The sequence below is a fragment of the Kitasatospora sp. NPDC089913 genome, assembly GCF_044748625.1.
Taxonomy (GTDB): Bacteria; Actinomycetota; Actinomycetes; order Streptomycetales; family Streptomycetaceae; genus Kitasatospora.
Genome location: NZ_JBIVGI010000021.1, coordinates 71,977 through 89,004 on the forward strand (window position 1 = coordinate 71,977; position 17,028 = coordinate 89,004).

The 17,028-nt window shown below is 72.5% G+C and carries 13 protein-coding genes; 5 read left to right on the forward strand and 8 right to left on the reverse strand.

Annotated features, from left to right (window positions below):
• Positions 1–116 precede the first annotated feature (116 nt).
• Both ACIPYS_RS27665 and ACIPYS_RS27670 read left to right on the forward strand, forming a co-directional pair.
• Positions 117–6,629 carry a putative adhesin gene (locus ACIPYS_RS27665; RefSeq protein ID WP_400750886.1) on the forward strand — a complete coding sequence of 2,171 codons (6,513 nt, stop codon included), beginning with the start codon at positions 117–119 and terminating at the stop codon, positions 6,627–6,629.
• A complete protein-coding gene (locus ACIPYS_RS27670; RefSeq protein ID WP_400750889.1) occupies positions 6,626–7,036 on the forward strand; it encodes a hypothetical protein in 411 nt (136 codons plus the stop codon). Before ACIPYS_RS27665 ends, ACIPYS_RS27670 begins: the two co-directional genes overlap by 4 nt.
• Before the next feature lie 79 nt (positions 7,037–7,115).
• Here the strand turns inward: ACIPYS_RS27670 and ACIPYS_RS27675 are convergent, their stop codons facing one another.
• Entirely contained in the window at positions 7,116–8,024 is a 909-nt protein-coding gene (locus tag ACIPYS_RS27675; protein WP_400750892.1) for a LysR family transcriptional regulator, read from the reverse strand.
• 112 nt (positions 8,025–8,136) lie between these two features.
• On the opposite strand from ACIPYS_RS27675, the gene ACIPYS_RS27680 reads away from it, so the two are divergent.
• Together ACIPYS_RS27680 and ACIPYS_RS27685 are read left to right on the forward strand one after the other, a co-directional pair.
• Complete coding sequence (locus ACIPYS_RS27680) at positions 8,137–8,886, forward strand: GNAT family N-acetyltransferase (protein WP_400750895.1); 750 nt, start codon at positions 8,137–8,139, stop codon at positions 8,884–8,886.
• A 113-nt stretch (positions 8,887–8,999) separates the two neighbouring features.
• Positions 9,000–9,650 carry a hypothetical protein gene (locus ACIPYS_RS27685; RefSeq protein ID WP_400750898.1) on the forward strand — a complete coding sequence of 217 codons (651 nt, stop codon included), beginning with the start codon at positions 9,000–9,002 and terminating at the stop codon, positions 9,648–9,650.
• Between the two features lie 7 nt (positions 9,651–9,657).
• Here ACIPYS_RS27685 and ACIPYS_RS27690 read toward each other — a convergent pair whose 3' ends face one another.
• The 5 genes from ACIPYS_RS27690 to ACIPYS_RS27710 all read right to left on the reverse strand — a co-directional run bounded on the left by ACIPYS_RS27690 (position 9,658) and on the right by ACIPYS_RS27710 (position 14,010).
• On the reverse strand, positions 9,658–10,158 hold the full coding sequence (locus ACIPYS_RS27690) for a hypothetical protein (RefSeq protein WP_400750901.1): 501 nt from the start codon (positions 10,156–10,158) through the stop codon (positions 9,658–9,660).
• 50 nt (positions 10,159–10,208) lie between these two features.
• Positions 10,209–10,664: a RidA family protein gene (locus ACIPYS_RS27695; RefSeq protein WP_400750904.1), complete on the reverse strand. Its 456-nt coding sequence runs from the start codon at positions 10,662–10,664 to the stop codon at positions 10,209–10,211.
• Positions 10,665–11,063: 399 nt separating this feature from the next.
• Positions 11,064–12,281: an MFS transporter gene (locus ACIPYS_RS27700; RefSeq protein WP_093859804.1), complete on the reverse strand. Its 1,218-nt coding sequence runs from the start codon at positions 12,279–12,281 to the stop codon at positions 11,064–11,066.
• Between the two features lie 91 nt (positions 12,282–12,372).
• Complete coding sequence (locus ACIPYS_RS27705) at positions 12,373–13,314, reverse strand: EamA family transporter (RefSeq protein WP_093859805.1); 942 nt, start codon at positions 13,312–13,314, stop codon at positions 12,373–12,375.
• 54 nt (positions 13,315–13,368) lie between these two features.
• Positions 13,369–14,010, reverse strand: coding sequence for a disulfide bond formation protein DsbA (locus tag ACIPYS_RS27710; protein WP_093859806.1), 642 nt, complete (start codon positions 14,008–14,010; stop codon positions 13,369–13,371).
• 274 nt (positions 14,011–14,284) lie between these two features.
• Between ACIPYS_RS27710 and ACIPYS_RS27715 the strand changes: the two genes are divergently transcribed.
• A complete protein-coding gene (locus ACIPYS_RS27715) occupies positions 14,285–15,160 on the forward strand; it encodes a LysR family transcriptional regulator (RefSeq protein ID WP_093859807.1) in 876 nt (291 codons plus the stop codon).
• A gap of 129 nt (positions 15,161–15,289) precedes the next feature.
• On the opposite strand, the gene ACIPYS_RS27720 is transcribed toward ACIPYS_RS27715, so the two are convergent.
• Complete coding sequence (locus ACIPYS_RS27720) at positions 15,290–16,006, reverse strand: methyltransferase (protein ID WP_093859809.1); 717 nt, start codon at positions 16,004–16,006, stop codon at positions 15,290–15,292.
• 56 nt (positions 16,007–16,062) lie between these two features.
• Positions 16,063–17,013, reverse strand: coding sequence for a pseudouridine-5'-phosphate glycosidase (locus ACIPYS_RS27725; RefSeq protein WP_400750910.1), 951 nt, complete (start codon positions 17,011–17,013; stop codon positions 16,063–16,065).
• Between the last annotated feature and the right edge of the window lie 15 nt (positions 17,014–17,028).

Below are 17,028 nucleotides of genomic sequence, written 5' to 3' on the forward strand. Positions count from 1 at the left end.
GTCTGCTTCGGCGTGCCAGGGGGCAAGTCGTGTCGTCATCATCAGGGGGATTCCGCGCCGGCGGGCGGTCACGGGGAAGACGACGGCTCAGCACCGTCGCCGTCCTCGTACTGTCGATGCTCGCCGGCGTCGGACCCGCCAACGCGGCGGAGTGGAAGCCGCGCAATCCCAAGGTCTGGTCGCCGCGCGACCTCGATCCGGTCCCGACGGTCGGCGGCAGGAACGCCGCCCCCGTCAAGCCCACGCCGCCCAAGGGCGACGGCGCCCCCGCCTGGCGGGCCAAGCCCGTCAGCTGGCCGGCCGCGGTGGACACCGAGGTCGACCTCGCGCCGAAGAGCGCGACGCCGAACAGTGTCCGGGAATCGGCCTTCGCCGCCGCCCCGGCGGCCGTGCCGGCCGGTGGCCGTGCGGGCGAGGCACCGGTCTGGGTGAGCTCGCCGGCCGTGGCGGCCGTCGCCGAGGCGCCCGGGCTGCTGGGCGCCCGGACGGCTCCCGCCGCGCAGAAGGTCCGGGTCACCGTCGCGGACCGGTCGGCCGCCGAGAAGGCGGGCGTCAACGGCCTGCTGCTGTCGGTCCGTCCGTCCGCCTCCGGTGGCGGTGCCGGTGCCGGTGCTCCGGTCAAGGTCGACGTGGACGTGTCCTCGGTCGAGGGCGCGTTCGGCGGTGACTGGCTCTCCCGGGCCCGTCTGGTGGCGCTGCCCGAGTGCGTGCTGACCACCCCCGAACAGCCCGAGTGCCGCACCCAGACACCGGTCGAGACGCGCCGCACCCAGGCCCGGCCCGGCCTGCTGAGCACCGACATCGAGCTCGGGGCGGCGTCGGCGCAGGCCGCGCCCGCCGTCGGCGAGCTCTCCGCGGCCCGCTCGGCGGCCTCCGGCGCCTCGGGCGGGACGGTGCTGGCCGCGTCGGCCGCCCCCGGCGGCCCCGCGGGCACCTTCGGCGCGACCGGCCTCGCCCCCTCGGGCACCTGGAGCGTCGGCGGCAACACCGGCGGCTTCAACTGGTCGTACCCGATCGCCGTCCCGGACGGCCTGGGCGGCTCCAAGCCGAACGTCAGCCTGTCGTACAGCTCGCAGGCGGTGGACGGCCGGACGGCCGCGACCAACAACCAGTCCTCGTGGATCGGTGAGGGCTGGGACTACACCCCCGGCTTCGTCGAGCGGCGCTTCAAGCCGTGCGCCAAGGACGGCCAGGCCGGCTCCGGTGAGCAGTGCCTGTCCGGCTGGAACGCGACGATCTCGCTGAACGGCCGCTCCTCGACGCTGGTCCGCGACGACGGCACCGGCACCTGGCGGCTGGAGGGCGACGACGCCTCGCGCGTCGAGCTGCTGACCGGCGCCACCAACGGCGACAACAACGGCGAGCACTGGCGGGTCACCACGACCGACGGCACCCAGTACTGGTTCGGTGTCGGCCGCAAGCCCGGCGCGGGAGCGGGCTCACCGGCCACCAACTCGGCCTGGACCACCCCGGTGTACGGCAACAACGCCGGCGAGGAGTGCAACAAGTCGACCTTCGACGCCTCCTGGTGCGACCAGGCCTGGCGCTGGAACCTCGACTTCGTCGTGGACCCGCGGGGCGGAGTGATCTCGCACTGGTACGAGAAGGAGACCAACCAGTACATGCGGGGCGTCTCCGCCCAGAACCCGTCCGGCACCCGCACCCCGTACGTGCGCGGCGGCTACCTGGCCCGGATCGCCTACGGCTCCCGGCTCACCGACGCGGACAGCGTCAAGCCGACCGGCCAGGTGCTGTTCGACACCGCCGAGCGCTGCCTGCCCGACGCCGGCTTCGACTGCGCGCCCGGCAAGCTGAACAGTGCCAACTCGGGCAAGTGGCCGGACGTGCCGTTCGACCAGAACTGCGGCGCCACCGGCACCTGCACCAACTACTCCGCCACCTTCTGGTCCACCAAGCGCCTGACGAAGATCACCACCCAGGTCCTCAACGGCGGCGGCTACGCCGACGTCGACTCCTACGCGCTCGACCAGGAGTACCCGGACCCGGGCGACCGCACCGCCCCGGCGCTGTGGCTGAAGTCGTTCACCCACACCGGGTACGACGGCGCCGACAAGATCGTGCAGCCCGCCATCACCTTCACCGGGCAGTTCTACAACAACCGCGTCGACTCCAGCACCGACGGCCGCCCCGCGCTCAACCGGCGCCGCATCATCGGCGTGACCGCCGAGACCGGCATGGTGACCGAGGCCGTCTACGCCGGGACCGACTGCGCTCCCGGCGCGCTCCCGGGCAGCCAGGACGGCAACGGCAAGCGCTGCTACCCGGTCTACTGGAACGCCGACGAGAAGAGCCCGCTCGACCCCAGCCTCGACTGGTTCCACAAGTACGTCGTCGCCCAGGTCAACGAGCGCGACCCGTTCGGCGGCTCGCCCGCCCGCACCACCACGTACCAGTACGTGGGTGACGCGGCCTGGCACCGCGACGACGACGAGTACACCGACCCCAAGCGCCGGACCTGGAACCAGTTCCGGGGCTACGAGCAGGTCGTCACCCGCAGCGGCGCGGCCCCCGACCCGATCGGCAAGGCCGCCGCGTTCTACCTGCGCGGCATGGACGGCGACTACAAGGCCGACGGCAGCAGGCGCACCGCCACCTACACCGACATCAACGGCGCCACCGTAAAGGACGCCAACCCGCTGGCCGGCTCACTGCGCGAACGCCACACCTACACCGCCGACAACGGCACGGTCGTGGCGATCACCAAGTCCGACATGTGGCTGTCGGCTCCCACCGCCACCCACAACCGCGGCACCGGACTGCCCCCGCTGACCGCGCAGATGATGCGCAACGGCACGGGCAAGGACAGCGCGCTGCGCTCCGACGGATCGTGGCAGTCGACCTCGAAGACCGCGGTCTTCGACGAGTACGGCATGCCCAAGCGGGTCGTGGACCGCGCGGACGGCCTGCCCGACCTGTGTGTGGCCACGAAGTACGCCCGCAACACCGCGACCTGGACGCTCGACCGGGTCGCCGAGACGATCCAGGGCCGGGGCGACTGCGCCACCGACCCGACCGAGGCCGACACCCTCGGGCGCAACCGCGCCTTCTACGACGGCCAGGCCTCCGGGGTGCTCAACGGCCCCGGTCAGGTGACCCGGACCGAGGAGCTGGACGGTTTCTCCGGCGGACAGCCGGTGTTCTCCCTGGTCTCCACCGTCGGCTACGACGCCTACGGCCGGGTCACCACCAGCACCGACGCCGCCGGCGCGACCACCACCACCGAGTACCAGCCGGCCGCCAACGCGCTGCCGACCAGCGTCAAGGTGACCAACCCCAAGGGCTGGAGCAGCACCACCACCTTCCACCCGACCCGTGAGGTCCCGGTCAAGTCGGTCGACCACAACGGCCGGACCTCGCAGCAGACCGTCGACGCCCTCGGCCGCACCACGGCCGCCTGGCAGCCCGGTCGCACCCCCGGCACCGACCTCGCCGACAGCCTGACCGAGTACCAGCTGTCCAACACCGGCACCAGCTCGGTCACCACCAGGAAGCTGCGCGAGAGCGGCCAGAGCTACACCGTCGGCGTCACCATCCTGAACGCCTTCGGCGAGCCGGTCCAGAGCCAGAGCTCCCCGGCCAACGACGCCGCCGGCACCCGGATCGTCAGCGACACCTTCTACAACAGCCACGGCCAGGTGGTGAAGACCAACCAGCCGTACATCAGCCGCACCGGCGATCCCGGCACCACCCGCTTCGTCGCCAACGACAACGAAGTCCCCGGCCAGAGCGCCTCGTTCTACGACGGCCTCGGCCGCCCGGTCGTCCAGACCTTCTCGTCCAAGGCGATCGAGCAGTGGCGCTCGACCGTCTCCTACCCGGGTGTGGACCGCACCGACGCCACCCCGCCCCAGGGCGACATCCCGACCAGCACCCTCGTCGACTCCCGCGGGCGCACCACCGAACTGCGGCAGTACAAGAACGGCACGACGCAGGGCGCCTACGACGCCACGCGCTACACGTACGACGTCGAGGGCAAGCTGAGCCAGGTCACCGACACGGTCGGCAACGCCTGGAAGTACGGCTACGACGTCCACGGCCGCCAGACCCGGTCGGAGGACCCGGACAAGGGCACCATCACCACGGTCTACGACGCCGCCGACCGCCCGGTCTCCACGACCGACGCCCGCGGCACCACCGTCGCCGTCAGCTACGACATCCTCGGCCGGCCGCTGTCGCGCAACCTCGGCAGCACCACCGGCACCCCGCTGGCCACCTACGAGTACGACACCCTGCTGCCCGGCCTGCCCACGGCCGCGACCAGCTGGTCCGACGGCAAGGGCTACCGCCAGGAGGTCACCGGCTACAACACCGCCTACCAGGCGACCGGCACCCGGCTCACCGTCCCGGACGGCGAGGGCGCCCTCTCCGGCAGCTACGCCAACGAGACCAGCTACGACCCGATCTCCGGCCTGGCCGTCCTGACCGACATGGGCGCGGCGGGCCCGCTGCCGGCCGAGACGGTGTACCTCGGCCGCAACCCCAACGGCCTGCTGAGGTCGATGGGTTCCTCGCTCGGCGACGACTTCGTCAACTTCACCGTCTACGACGACCTCGGCCAGCTCCAGCGGATCACCTACGGCGACGTCCCCAAGCAGGTCGCGCTCACCCACACCTACCAGCCCGGCACGGGCCGCCTGCTGCGCTCCCTGCTGGACAAGGAGGACGGCCGGACGTCGGTCGACGTCACCGACTACACCTACAGCCCGGCCGGTGACGTCACCTCCGTCTCCACCTGGCGCAACGACGGCGCCACCGACACCCAGTGCTTCACCTACGACCACCTGAAGCGCCTCACCCAGGCCTGGACGGACACCGGTGGCACCACCACCCGGCCCGACCCGTCCGTGCCCGGCGTCGGCGGCTGCACCAACACCACTCCCGGCCCCGCCGCCCTCGGCGGCCCGGCGCCCTACTGGCAGTCCTTCGGCTACGACGCCACCGGCAACCGCACCGGCACGGTCGACCACGACCCCACCGGCAACACCGCCAAGGACGTCACCGCCACCCACACCTACCCGGCCCCCGGCCAGCCCCGGCCGCACGCCCCGACCAGCACCCGGACCACCACCGGCAACGGCCCGACCGTCACCACCGGTTACACCTACGACCAGACCGGCAACACCCTCACCCGCCCCGACCAGGGCGGCAACACCCAGACCATGACCTGGGACCCGGACGGCCACCTGGCCACCGCCGCCACCAGCGGCGGCACCTCCACCTATGTCTACGACGCCGACGGCAACCGCCTGCTGCGCCGCGACCCGGGCAGCACCACGCTCTACCTCGGCAGCACCGAGCTGACCCTCAACACCGCCACCGGCCAGGTCAGCGGCACCCGGTACTACCCGACCGCCGGCGGCCCGACCATCGCCCGCACCTCGGACGGACGGCTCAGCTACATCGCCTCCGACCTCAACGGCACGGGCACGACGGCGATCGACACCACCTCGCTCGGAGTCACCCGGCGCGCGTTCAAGCCCTTCGGCGAGGAGCGCGGCGCCCAGCCGTCCCCCGGCGAGTGGCTCGGCGAGAAGGGCTTCGTCGGCGGCACCCAGGACAAGGCCACCGGCCTGACCCACCTGGGCGCCCGCGAGTACGACCCCAAGCTCGGCCGCTTCCTGTCGGTCGACCCGGTCATCGACACCAGCGACCCGCAGCAGCTGCAGGGCTACCTGTACGCCAACAACAGCCCGCTGACGTTCTCGGACCCGAGCGGTCTGTGGTGGGGCTCCAGCATCGTCAAGAAGGCGACACAGGCGGTCAGCAAGGCCGTCGACGTGGTCAAGGAGAACTACAGCACCATCTCCAACATCGGCCACACCGTCCTGGACGTGGCCGGCATGATCCCGGTGATCGGTGACGCCTGCGACATCGTCAACGGCGTCTGGTACGCGGCCGAGGGCGACTGGAAGAACGCGGCCATGTCCCTGGTCGCCGTCGTCCCGGTGATCGGCAGCGCCGCCACTGCGGCCCGCATCGCCTCCAAGGCCTCCAAGGCCCTCGACACCGTCAGCGGTGTGGCCAAGGCCGTCGAACGCGGCAGCGAGGCGGCGAAGAGCGTCCGCGGTGCCGCCAATGCCTCGTCGAATGCGGCGTCCGTGTCGCGAGCTGCCAAGAAGTCCGGGCCGTCTCCCGGAGCCTCGAAGGCGAGTGGCGGAAAGACGCCCCCCCGGAACAACGGGGTGTCGAACAGCGGCGCCCGCGCCAAGGCAGGGCCCGGCAAGGGAAATGCGGCGGTATGGAACCAGCGGGGACGTCCCGACAAGCAGAAGGTCATCGCCGGACACGGCGCCTACATCAAGGGATCGGGTGAAGTCGATGTGCCCAAGGGCACCACGCTGAAGTTCTACGTCAAGGACGGCGAGAAGCTCGATCAGATCGACGGGCTGAACGTGGAGCTGGGAGGGTTCCCGCAGCCGAAGGTCCAGGAGACCATCAAGGGAGGGAACGGGGCCAAGGTGCAGGACTACACTGTGTTCCCGGGCCCCGACATGGAGATGTCCGTCAAATCGATCACGGTGAGCGACGCGATGCGGCTCAGCGAAATCCTGAAGGAGAACATGGGCGTCGTGCACGTTGCCATCTGCAGAAGTTGGGCGGACTCGTGACCTACTACCCGGACGGATCGCCCTACACCTACCACCAGCCCGCCGAGGGAATGGTGAACATCGGCTGGCTGGACAGGTCTCATGCGTACCAGCAGGGCGAGGTGGCCGACGAGGTCGTGGACGGCCTGCTGAGACTGGTCACCAGGCCTGACAACCAAACGCGGGGCCTGCACGAGTGCCACTTCTGCGGTGTGATCTTCCTGACGGTGGACAACCCGCACGCCAAGAACGGCACCAGCTTGCTGGGGAGCGCGGAGATCCATGTCCGAGGTTCCTCGGGCGGCACCGTCTTCGTGGCGCCGACCCTGGTGATCCACTACATCGTCGAGCACCAGTACCAGCCGCCGGACGAGTTCCTGGACGCCGTTGAAGTCGAGGTACGAAGGAGGTCCGGCGAGCAGGTCTGACGGACCGCTCGTTCTGACAGCCGAGGTGGCCGCGTCGACGGCAAGGGCCCCGCCGGATTCCGGCGGGGCCCTTGCCGTGCTACGACACAGGCGGGCGCAGGAGCGCCAGGACGGCGTCCATCGCCGGGCGGGCTGTTGGCGCGGGGAGGGTCAGGGCGTGGATGCGGCGGGTGAGTTCCGGGCCGAGGACCGGGTGCAGGGCGATGTCGGCGGTGGCCGGGGTGTGGGCGTCGGCGGCGAGCTGCGGCACCAGGGCCGCCCCGAGGCCGTTGGCCACCATCCGCAGGGCAAGGTGGTAGTCGTCCACCGCATGCGCGATCCGGGGCGCGAAGCCGGCCAGGGCGCAGGCGGCGCGGACCAGGGCGGCGCTGCCGTCCTCGCGGGAGCCGACGATCCAGGGGGTGTCGGCGAGGTCGCGCAGGTCGACGGCGGCCCCGTCGGCACTGTGGCCGGCGGGCAGGGCCAGCAGGACCGGGTCGGCGGCGAGCGGGTGGACGGTGAACTCGGCGGCCGGGAAGGCCGGTTCGGGGACCAGGTCGTAGCTGTAGCGGACGGCGAGGTCGCAGCGGCGGGCCCGGAGTGCGGCGAGGGCCTCGGGCGGTTCCAGCTCCAGCAGCGACACCCTCAGCTCGGGGTAGCGCTCGCGGGCGGCCACCAGGGCGGGCAGCACGTGCACGGCGGCGAAGGTCGAGAAGCAGGCCAGGGCGACCGGGCCGCGCGGGGTGTCGGCGGCGGCCCGCAGGTCGCGTTCGGCGGTCTCCAGCGCGCCCAGCACGATGCGGGCGTGCGCGACCAGCCGCACGCCCTCGGATGTCAGCCGGACCCGGCGGCCGTCCCGTTCCAGCAGCGGCACACCGGCCTCGCGCTCCAGCACGGCGAGCTGCTGGGAGACCGCCGAGGAGGTGCGGCCGAGGGCGGCGGCGGCCGCCGTCATCGTCCCCCGGTCGGCGAGTTCGCGCAGCAGGAGGAGCCGCCCCGGATCCAACATCAAGCTGTCCTTACCGGTCTGTGAAGCATTACGTGGTGGACCTCAAAGATCCTTCCGGGGCATCCTGCCGCAAGCACCGGGCGGCCCGCCCGGACGGGGACAGGAGAGCACCTTGATCGACACGCGGCTGATCGAACGCCACGCGGCCCGGGCCTGGCCCGCCGAGGAGGTGCGGGAGGAGGGCGGCTGGCTGTTGCGGCACACCCCCGGGGTGCCGCGCCGGCGGTCGAACTCGGCGCTGCCGGTGGGGGCGGGCGACGGCCTGCTGGAGGGTCTGGAGCGGGTGGAGCGGTACTACGCCGGGCACGGGCTGCCGGTGACCGTCCAGGTCGCGCCCGCCGAGGAGCACACCGCGCTGGACGCGGCGCTCGACGCGCGCGGCTACCGACGGGACTCGGCGGTGCTGGTCTGCACGGCACCGGCCGCCGCGGTGGCCGCCGCCGCCCGGCCCGCCGCGCCGCTGGACGTCACCCTCGCCGAACACCCCACCCGGGCCTGGCTGGACGCGTACGCGGAGCTGGAGCCCGGCGGGACCGAACCGGAGGCCGCCGAGGAGCTGTTCCGGCGGATCGGCGGGCCGGCGGCCCACCTGGGCGTCGAGCGCGACGGCCGGCTCGTCGGCATCGGGCTGGTGGTGGCGGCGCCCGGCTGCGCCGGGGTGTTCTGCATGGCCACCGCCCCCGCGCACCGGCGGCAGGGCGTGGCCGGGGCGGTCCTGCACGTCGGCGCACGCTGGGCGGCGGCCCGGGGTGCGGAGATCCTGTACCTCCAGGTGACGGCCGAGAACACGACGGCGCGGCGGCTGTACGAGCGGGTCGGCTTCGAGGTGTCGCACAGCTACCACTACCGGCTGAAGCCCTGAGGTCCAACGGGCCATCACCGGTCGCCGGGCCACCAACAAAGGGAGTCGAGAGTTCCGCATCTTGCCGTAGCATCCCTCCCGCATCTGCAACCGTTCACCGGGGGGCGACCACAGTGGCCGCACGATCGATCGGCACACCGGCACGAACGGCTGCCGTCAAACTCGCCGCAGGGGCCGTCGCCCTGGGCTGCCTGGCCCTCTCCGGTTGCACGGCCGCGCGGAGCGACGTCCCGGGAACGGACGGGGCGACGCGCGCGGCCCAGCCGGTCAAGTCCCGGGACGAGGCGATGGGCCGGGTCACCCAGGTGCTCGAGCATCTGCGGGAGGCGGCCGTCGGCCAGGGCGGACCGGTGAGCCAGAACCTCGGCTACTACCGGTGCGAGGGCCCCGACATCGCGGGGCCGACGGAGCCGTACGTGCTGAGTTCCGCCACCAGCCTCGATGTCCCGGCCGACGGGCGTGTCGCGATCGTGCGCCGGCTGCGGGACGCCCTGAGGAGCGAGGGTCTGTCGATCAGCGGCTACAAGGAGTCCGCGACCACGGCCACGCCCTCACTGGGCGCGAACGGGCCGGCGGCGGGGACCGCCCCCGGCGCCTCGTTCCGGGCCGCGTCCACGGGCGGCCCGCCGGGCGACCACTACCTCGTCGCCGTGGAGGAGCGCTCCGACAAGGGCATCATGCTCATCGTCAGCACCGCCTGTCTGACCCCGCCGGACGCACTGCGGGTGCCGCCGCTGGTGCCACCGACGACGAAGGTTCCGTGAGGGCGGATCAGGAGCCGTCCCCGCAGGAGGACTTGCGGCGCCTCTCGAAGTCCTTGGCGCTCAGCAGCTTGTAGTCCCAGTCCCAGCCGCCCGCCGCCCACTTGCCGACGGGCAGGCCCAGCAGCACCTCACCGGGCACGGTCACGGTGAGGGCGCGGTCGCGGACGACCTCCACGGTGTAGCGGCGGTCCGCGACCACCTGCCCGGGCCTGCTGCCGGTGCTCGTCCAACCCGGCGGCAGATCGCCCAGGTCGACGGTCTCCACGGCCGAACGGCCCTCGCGCGGGCGGACCTCCAGCTTCTCCGACCCCGGGAAGACCTTCACCCGCACCGCGTGCAGCCGCTCGTCGTGGCACATCCCGGTCCGCACGACCAGCCGCCCGGCGTCCAGACGCACGCCGATCAGCCGGTCCGCCGGCGGTTCCGGATCGCCGCACCCGGCGACCGTGCCGGCGACCACCGCCACGGCCGCGGCCGTCACCGCCGCCCTGCGCCGCCACTGTTCCATGAGCCCCCGCTCTCCCTACGGCCGCACAGGAAGTCGGCCGTGTCGACTTCCTACTCCGCCGCCGCGGCCGGCCCGTGGTCGAGAACCACGTCGAGATCCGCGTCGAGATCCACGTCGAGAATCGCGTCGACCTCCACCTCGACCAGCCACGCGGGGTCGATGAAGCGCGACACCTCGACGAAGGTGCAGGCGGGGCGGACCTCGGCGAACCGTTCGCCGTGCGCGCGGGCCGCCTCGCGCCACCGGGTGACGTCGGTGAGCATGATCCTGGTCCGGACGACGTCCGTGAGCCCGGCGCCAGCCGCCCGCAGGGCCGTCTCGGCGATGTCCAGGCAGCGCACCGTCTGCGCGTGGACGTCGCCCGGGCCGACCGTCGCGCCGTCGTCCCCGATCGGTGCCGTCCCGGCGACGGCGACGTACGCGCCCTTCCGCACCGCCCGTGAGAAGCCGATCTCCGGCTCCAGCGGCGAGCCCGAACCGACGTTCTGTCGCGTGGCGTAGTCCATCGGGCCATCATCCCAGGATGCGCGCACCACTCCCGCGGGGGGGCTGGCGGGAAGTCAGGGCGGGTGGGAGTGAAGGGGAGTGAAGGGGGTGGGCGCGCGCCGCGAGGGGTGGCGGTGGAGCCGGCAGCGCCCAGCCGAAAGGCCCGGGCTTCCGGCCGGGGGCACGCCGCCGCAGGAACAGGCCCACGAGGGGCGCAGCCGACAACGCAAGCTGCTCGCCACGCCCCGACAGCCGGGTGGGGCGCCGCCCAAAGGCCGCGCTCCGCCCGGAAAAGAGGTGTGGGCGCGTGCCGGCCGGCCGTCGCCGGGGGACACGCGCCCACCTCACCGGAGGGGGCGGTACGGACGCCGCGACGGGGGTGGCGCGGCGTCCGTACCGGGCTCCGGTGGTTCGAGGGGTCAGCTCGCCGCCGGGACGGCGCGGCGGCCGGTGGCGGCGCGCAGGGCCACGGCGAGGCCGACCAGGACGATGCCGAACCAGACCACGCTCTTGACGCCCGTGTGGTCGGCGAACAGGCCGCCGATCAGGGCGCCCAGGGCGATGCAGGTGTTGTAGGCCATGGTGTTGAGCGACATCGCGGCCTCGAAGGTCTCCGGCGCGGCCGCGAGCGTCATGTTGATCTGGCTGAGCTGGACGACACCGAAGGCGACGCCCCACAGCACCATGGCGACGATCACGCCGAAGTCGTTGGTGCCGATGGTCAGCAGCATCACCAGGGCGCCGATCAGCAGCAGACCGCCGACCACGAAGCTGCCGCGCAGGCTCTTGTTGACGCTCTGGCCGCCGATGAAGTTGCCGATCGCGCCGCCGATGCCGAAGACGATCAGGACGACGGTGATGAAGCCGACGCTCGCCTCCGCGCTCTTCTCGAGGTACGGGCGGACGAAGGTGTACGCCCCGAAGTGGCCGAGGACGAAGAACACCACCATGACCAGGACCACGCGCAGCGGCACGTTCTTGACCGGCAGGCCGAAGACCTCGCGGACGGAGACCGCGTTCGCCGACGGCAGCGAGGGGATGGTGGCGGCGACGGCGAGCAGCACCAGCGCGCTGAGGCCGGCCCAGATCAGGAAGGTGGTGCGCCAGGAGCTGGCGCTCTCCAGCAGGGTGCCGAGCGGGATGCCGACGACGGTGGCGATCGAGATGCCGGACATCACGACGGCGGCGGCCCGGTTGGCCTGCTTCTCGGGGACGATGCGCATCGCCATGCTGACGCCGATGGCCCAGAAGACGCCGCTGGCGAAGCCCATGAACATGCGGGTGACCAGGATCAGCGGGTAGTTGGGGGCGATCGAGGTGATCAGGTTGCCCACGGCCAGTACGCCGAGCAGGGTGGTGAGCAGCTTGCGCCGGTTGACCCGGCGGGTCCAGGCCACGATGAACGGCACGCCGAGGCCGGCCGCGACGCCCTGGGCGGTGACCATCAGGCCGGCGGTGCCGACCGAGACGTCCAGGCTCTCGCTGAGCGGGGTGAGCAGGCCGATCGGCATCAGTTCGGTGGTGAGGAAGACGAAGAGGCTCGCGGTGATGGCGGCGACGCCGAGCCATCCGTCGGCCGCCGGGCCGCTCTTCCGCGGTGTCGCCGCGGTGGGGAGTTCTTCTTCTTGCGTGGTCATGTCATATCTCCGGAAGTGGTCGGGCGCGGTACCCGGCGCCGGGCGGCGCCGGGTCCGACAAGGTGGTGAGCGTGGTGAGGTGCGCCCGCCGCTACCCGCTGCGTTCCTCTTCGAGGGCGCGCGCGCCGGTACCGGACGTGAGGGGTTCGGGAGGCGCCGCCGCGGGCTCCTTCCGGGGCGGACGGGACTGGCCGAGCACGACCGCCAGGAAGATCACGGCGATGCCGAGGAGCTGGAGCAGCGACAGCGTCTGGTCCTTGAAGAGGAAGCCCAGCAGCGTCGCCACGACCGGACTGCCCAGTGCCAGGAAGGACACCGCCGTGGCCGGCAGCAGCCCGATCCCCCGGAACCAGACGATGTAACTGAGCACCGCGCCCAGGGAGATGAGGTAGGCGAAGCCGAGCACGTTGTCACCGGTCAGGCCGTCCGGCATGTCCTCCAGCGACAGCCAGAACGGCAGCAGCACCAGACCGCCCGCGGTCAGCTGCCACCCGGTGAAGGTCAGCAGGCTGACGCCGTCCGGGCGGCCCCAGCGCTTGGTGAGCGTGATGCCCGAGGCCATGCACAGGGCGCCGCCGACCGCGGCCAGCACGCCGACGGCGTCCAGCGACACCTTGCCCTTGAAGACGAGCAGGGCCACACCCCCGGCGCCCAGGGCGCAGGCCAGCGCGTGCACGCCTCTGACCCGTTCACCGAGGAACACCGCCGCCAGCAGCACCACGAACATCGGCTGGGCCGACATGATCACCGCGGCGATACCGCCCGGCAGCCGGTAGGCCGCGACGAAGAGCAGGAAGTTGAAGGCGCCGATGTTCAGCACCCCCAGCACCAGCGCGCGCAGCCACCAGACGCCGACCGGCAGCTTCCGGCCCAGGGCCAGCAGGAACAGCCCGCCCGGCAGGGCCCGCATGGTCGTCGCCAGCAGCGGCCGGTCCGGGGGCAGCAGTTCGGTGGTGATCAGATAGGTGCTGCCCCACACCGTCGGTGCCAGGCCGGTCAGGGCCACCGTGGACAGATTCCGTCTGCTCGTCATGTCGATCTCGCCTCACATCCGGTGGGAAGCACCGCGGGTTCGGGTCCGGCCGGCTCAGTCGAAGATCGGGTCGCGGTCGCGGCCGCGCTTCAGCTCGAAGAAGCCGTCGGTGCTCGTCACCGCCAGTACGCCGTCCCAGAGCTTCCCGGCCGCCTCGCCACGCGGGGCGGGGGTGAGCACCGGACCGAAGAAGGCCAGCGGCTCGCCGTCCGGGCCGGGCACGTGGATCACGGGGGTGCCGACCTCGGAGCCGACCGGGTCCATGCCCTCGTGGTGCTGGATCCGCAGCTTCTCGTCCCACGAGTCGTCGTCCGCGGCCGAGACCAGCTCGAGCGGCAGGCCGGCCTCCTTGAGGGCGGCGGTGATCATGTCGTGGCCGAGCCCGGCCTTCTCGTGGTGGATCAGCCGGCCCATGGCGTTGTAGAGCGGGCGCAGCACCTCGGCGCCGTGCTGCTCCTGGGCCGCGATGCAGACCCGCACGCAGGCCCAGCCGTCGATCATGCCCTGGCGGTACTTCTCCGGGACCTCGCGGCCCTCGTTGAGCACGGACAGGCTCATGATGTGGAACCGGGTCTCCACCGGCCTGACCTGCTCCACCTCCAGCATCCAGCGGGAGGTGATCCAGGCCCAGGGGCAGCGGGGGTCGACCCAGATGTCGGCGGTGATCGTCTCGGGACTGGCCGGTGCGGCGCTCATGGCGGTCGCTCGTCCTTTCGTCTGACGGGCGGCACGGGCGGCACAGGCGCGCGCGGGCACGCCTCGGCGGGGTGCGCCCAGGTGCGGGTGAACGGGGAGAGGTCGACGGCGGCACGGCGTCCGGGCAGGACGGACGGACCCGGTCGGGGCCCGCCCGGCGGAGCCGCTCCGGGGCGGCTCCGACCGTGTGCGGTCGCCTTCAGTGTCGGGCCGCGCGCATCGATGAGTCCAACACATGCTTGTCACCCGTTGCATCGCGGATCACGATGGACGGATGGAGCTCCAGCAGATGCGCTACGTGATCGCGGTCGCCGAGACGAACAGCTTCACCCGCGCCGCCCAGCGCTGTCTGGTGGTGCAGTCCGCGCTCAGCCACCAGATCGGGCGGCTGGAGAAGGAACTCGGCGCGCGGCTCTTCGAACGCACCAGCCGCCGGGTGCGGCTGACCCCGGCCGGGGCGGCCTTCCTGCCCGCCGCCCGGCAGTGCCTGGACGCCGCGGAACGGGCCGCCACCGAGGTCGCGGCCGCCGTCGGGGAGGTGCGCGGACTCCTCAAGGTGGGACTGATCCCCACCGTCGCGGCGGTGGACATCCCGGCCGTGCTCGGCGAGTTCCACCAGCGGCACCCGAAGGCCCGGATCAGCCTGAGCGTCGGGGCCAGCGACGAACTGGTCGAGCAGGTCCGGCAGGGCGAGATCGAGGTGGCGTTCCTCGGCATCCCGGTCACCGCGCACCCCCGGGGGGTGATGGCCAGGGAGCTGGCCCGCGAGCGGCTGGTCGCCGTGGTCTCCCCGGACCACCCGCTGGCCGGCGAGGACTCGGTGGACCTGCGGCGGCTGGCCTCGGAGGTGTTCGTCGACCTCCCGGCGAAGACCGCCGGGCGGGCCCAGTCCGATCTGGCGTTCGCCGCGGCCGGCCTCACCCGCGAGGTCGCCTTCGAGGTGACCAACGCGGACTACCTGGCCCGGCTGGTCGCCGCGGGCCTGGGGGTGGCGCTGCTGCCGCCCCGGTACGTGGCGGGCCTCAGCGGCATGGTCACGATCGAGGTGACGGACGCGCCGTCCCGGGCCGAGTACGTGATCTGGGGCCGGGAGAGCCCGCACCCGGCGGCGGCGGCCTTCCTGGAGCTGCTGGGGATCGGCGAGGACTGACGCCGGGCCGGTGGGGCCCGACGGCGGGTCGGCGAGGACCGGCGCCGGGCCGGTGGAACCGGACGGCGGATCGGCGGGGACGTGGAGCCGGGGCCTCCCCGAGGGGAGGGAGGCCCCGGTGGGTGGGGGTCAGGAGAGGCGGTGCACGGTGAAGTCGACCGCCACGTCCAGGACGGGCTGGGTGGTGGTGAACACCTTCTTGTGGGTGAAGCCGCCGTCGGCCACCAGCTTCTCGAAGTACGCGACGTCACCCATGGTGCTGAAGAACATGACCATGCGGCCGTCCTCCGTCAGGTGCTCGCGGGCCTCCTGGAAGAAGCGGGTCAGCGCCCGGTAGCCGGCGTCGGTACCCGCGACGTCCGCGTAGTCGGCGGCGGCGAACCACTGGAACGGCGGGTTGAAGACGATCAGGTCGAACCGGCCCTCGACCGCGGCGAAGACGTCGCTCTCGCGCGCCTCCACCCGGTCGGCGACCTGGTTCAGCTCCGCGTTGGCCCGCACGGCGGCCACGGCGTCCGGGTTGAGGTCGACCGCCAGGACGTCGGCGCCCTTCTTCGCGGCGATCAGGGCCAGCGAACCGCTGCCGGTGCCCATGTCGAGGACCCGGTCGCCGGGCTTGACCTCGGCGAACACCGCGCCGCCCAGCATCGGGGAGACCGGGCAGGGGGTCATCACGGAGGCGGGCACCCGCAGGGTCAGGCCGAGGAACGGGACGGTCTGCTCGCCCTCCTCGCCGCCCAGCTCGCCCAGGGCGCGGCGGAGTTCGGTGATCTCCTTCACCTGGGCCTCGGGGACCAGCGGGCGGTAGGACTCGGCCTCGGAGGTGGACTGCTGCTGAAGCGTCATGTCGTGGTATCCGTCCATGTGTGGGGTGGGTTCGGTGATGGTCGGGTGACGCGGACTCAGAGGTCGGCCCGGAGCCGGGCGTACGCGGCGGCCAGCCGGCCGCCGACCTCGGCGGTGCTGACCAGCACCGCCATGTTGGCCCGGGAGGAACGGCCCTCGGTGGCGGCATCCACCGCCCGCATCAGGTACTTGGTGATCGCCTGGCCCCGGATGCCGTCCCGGTCGGCGGCGGCCGTCGCCTCGACGATGGCGGCGTCCACCTCCTCGCTGTCGATCGCCTCCTCCGGCCGGACCGGCGTGGTGACCAGGAAGCCGCCCCGGTTGCCCAGGGCCCAGTGGTTCTCGATCGACCGGGCCACCAGCTCGTCGTCGTCCAGCCGCAGCGGGCTACGGAAGCCGCTGGACTCGCAGTAGAAGGCCGGGAAGTCGTCCGAGCGGTAGGAGACCACCGGGACGCACTGGGTCTCCAGGTACTCCAGGGTCAGACCGAGGTCCAGGATCTTCTTCGCCCCGGCGCACACCACCGCGACCTTGGACCGGGTGAACTGGATCAGGTCCGAGGACACGTCCATGGAGGTGGCCGCGCCCCGGTGAACCCCGCCGATGCCGGCGGAGGAGAAGAACGGGATGCCCGCCAGCTCCGCCGCCACCAGGCAGGAGGCGACCGTCAGCGCGCCCATCCGGCCCTGGGCCAGCACGACCGGCAGGTCCCGGCTGCTGACCTTGGGGATGCCCGGGGTGGAGGCGAACCGCTCGATGTCGGCGTCCGTCATGCCGACCACGATCCGGCCGCCCTCGACCGCGATCGTGGCGGGGACGGAGCCGCCCGCCCGGACGGCCTGCTCCACCTTGCGGGCGGTCGCGGCGTTGTCCGGGTAGGGCAGTCCGTGGGTGATGACGTTGGACTCCAGCGCCACCACCGGGCGGCCCTCGTGCAGCGCCTCGGCCACCTCCTCGCTCACGGTGAGCGGCACGGCCCGGTGCGGGAGGGCGGTGGTCGGCGTCACGGTCGCGGGCGTCAC

Coding starts and splice junctions, on each gene's coding strand:
- ACIPYS_RS27665 (WP_400750886.1), top strand. CDS start 117: ATGCTCGCCGGCGTCGGACCCGCCAACGCGGCGGAGTGGAAGCCGCGC.
- ACIPYS_RS27675 (WP_400750892.1), bottom strand. CDS start 8,024: ATGTTGGATCCGGGGCGGCTCCTCCTGCTGCGCGAACTCGCCGACCGG.
- ACIPYS_RS27690 (WP_400750901.1), bottom strand. CDS start 10,158: ATGGAACAGTGGCGGCGCAGGGCGGCGGTGACGGCCGCGGCCGTGGCG.
- ACIPYS_RS27695 (WP_400750904.1), bottom strand. CDS start 10,664: ATGGACTACGCCACGCGACAGAACGTCGGTTCGGGCTCGCCGCTGGAG.
- ACIPYS_RS27700 (WP_093859804.1), bottom strand. CDS start 12,281: ATGACCACGCAAGAAGAAGAACTCCCCACCGCGGCGACACCGCGGAAG.
- ACIPYS_RS27705 (WP_093859805.1), bottom strand. CDS start 13,314: ATGACGAGCAGACGGAATCTGTCCACGGTGGCCCTGACCGGCCTGGCA.
- ACIPYS_RS27710 (WP_093859806.1), bottom strand. CDS start 14,010: ATGAGCGCCGCACCGGCCAGTCCCGAGACGATCACCGCCGACATCTGG.
- ACIPYS_RS27715 (WP_093859807.1), top strand. CDS start 14,285: ATGGAGCTCCAGCAGATGCGCTACGTGATCGCGGTCGCCGAGACGAAC.
- ACIPYS_RS27720 (WP_093859809.1), bottom strand. CDS start 16,006: ATGACGCTTCAGCAGCAGTCCACCTCCGAGGCCGAGTCCTACCGCCCG.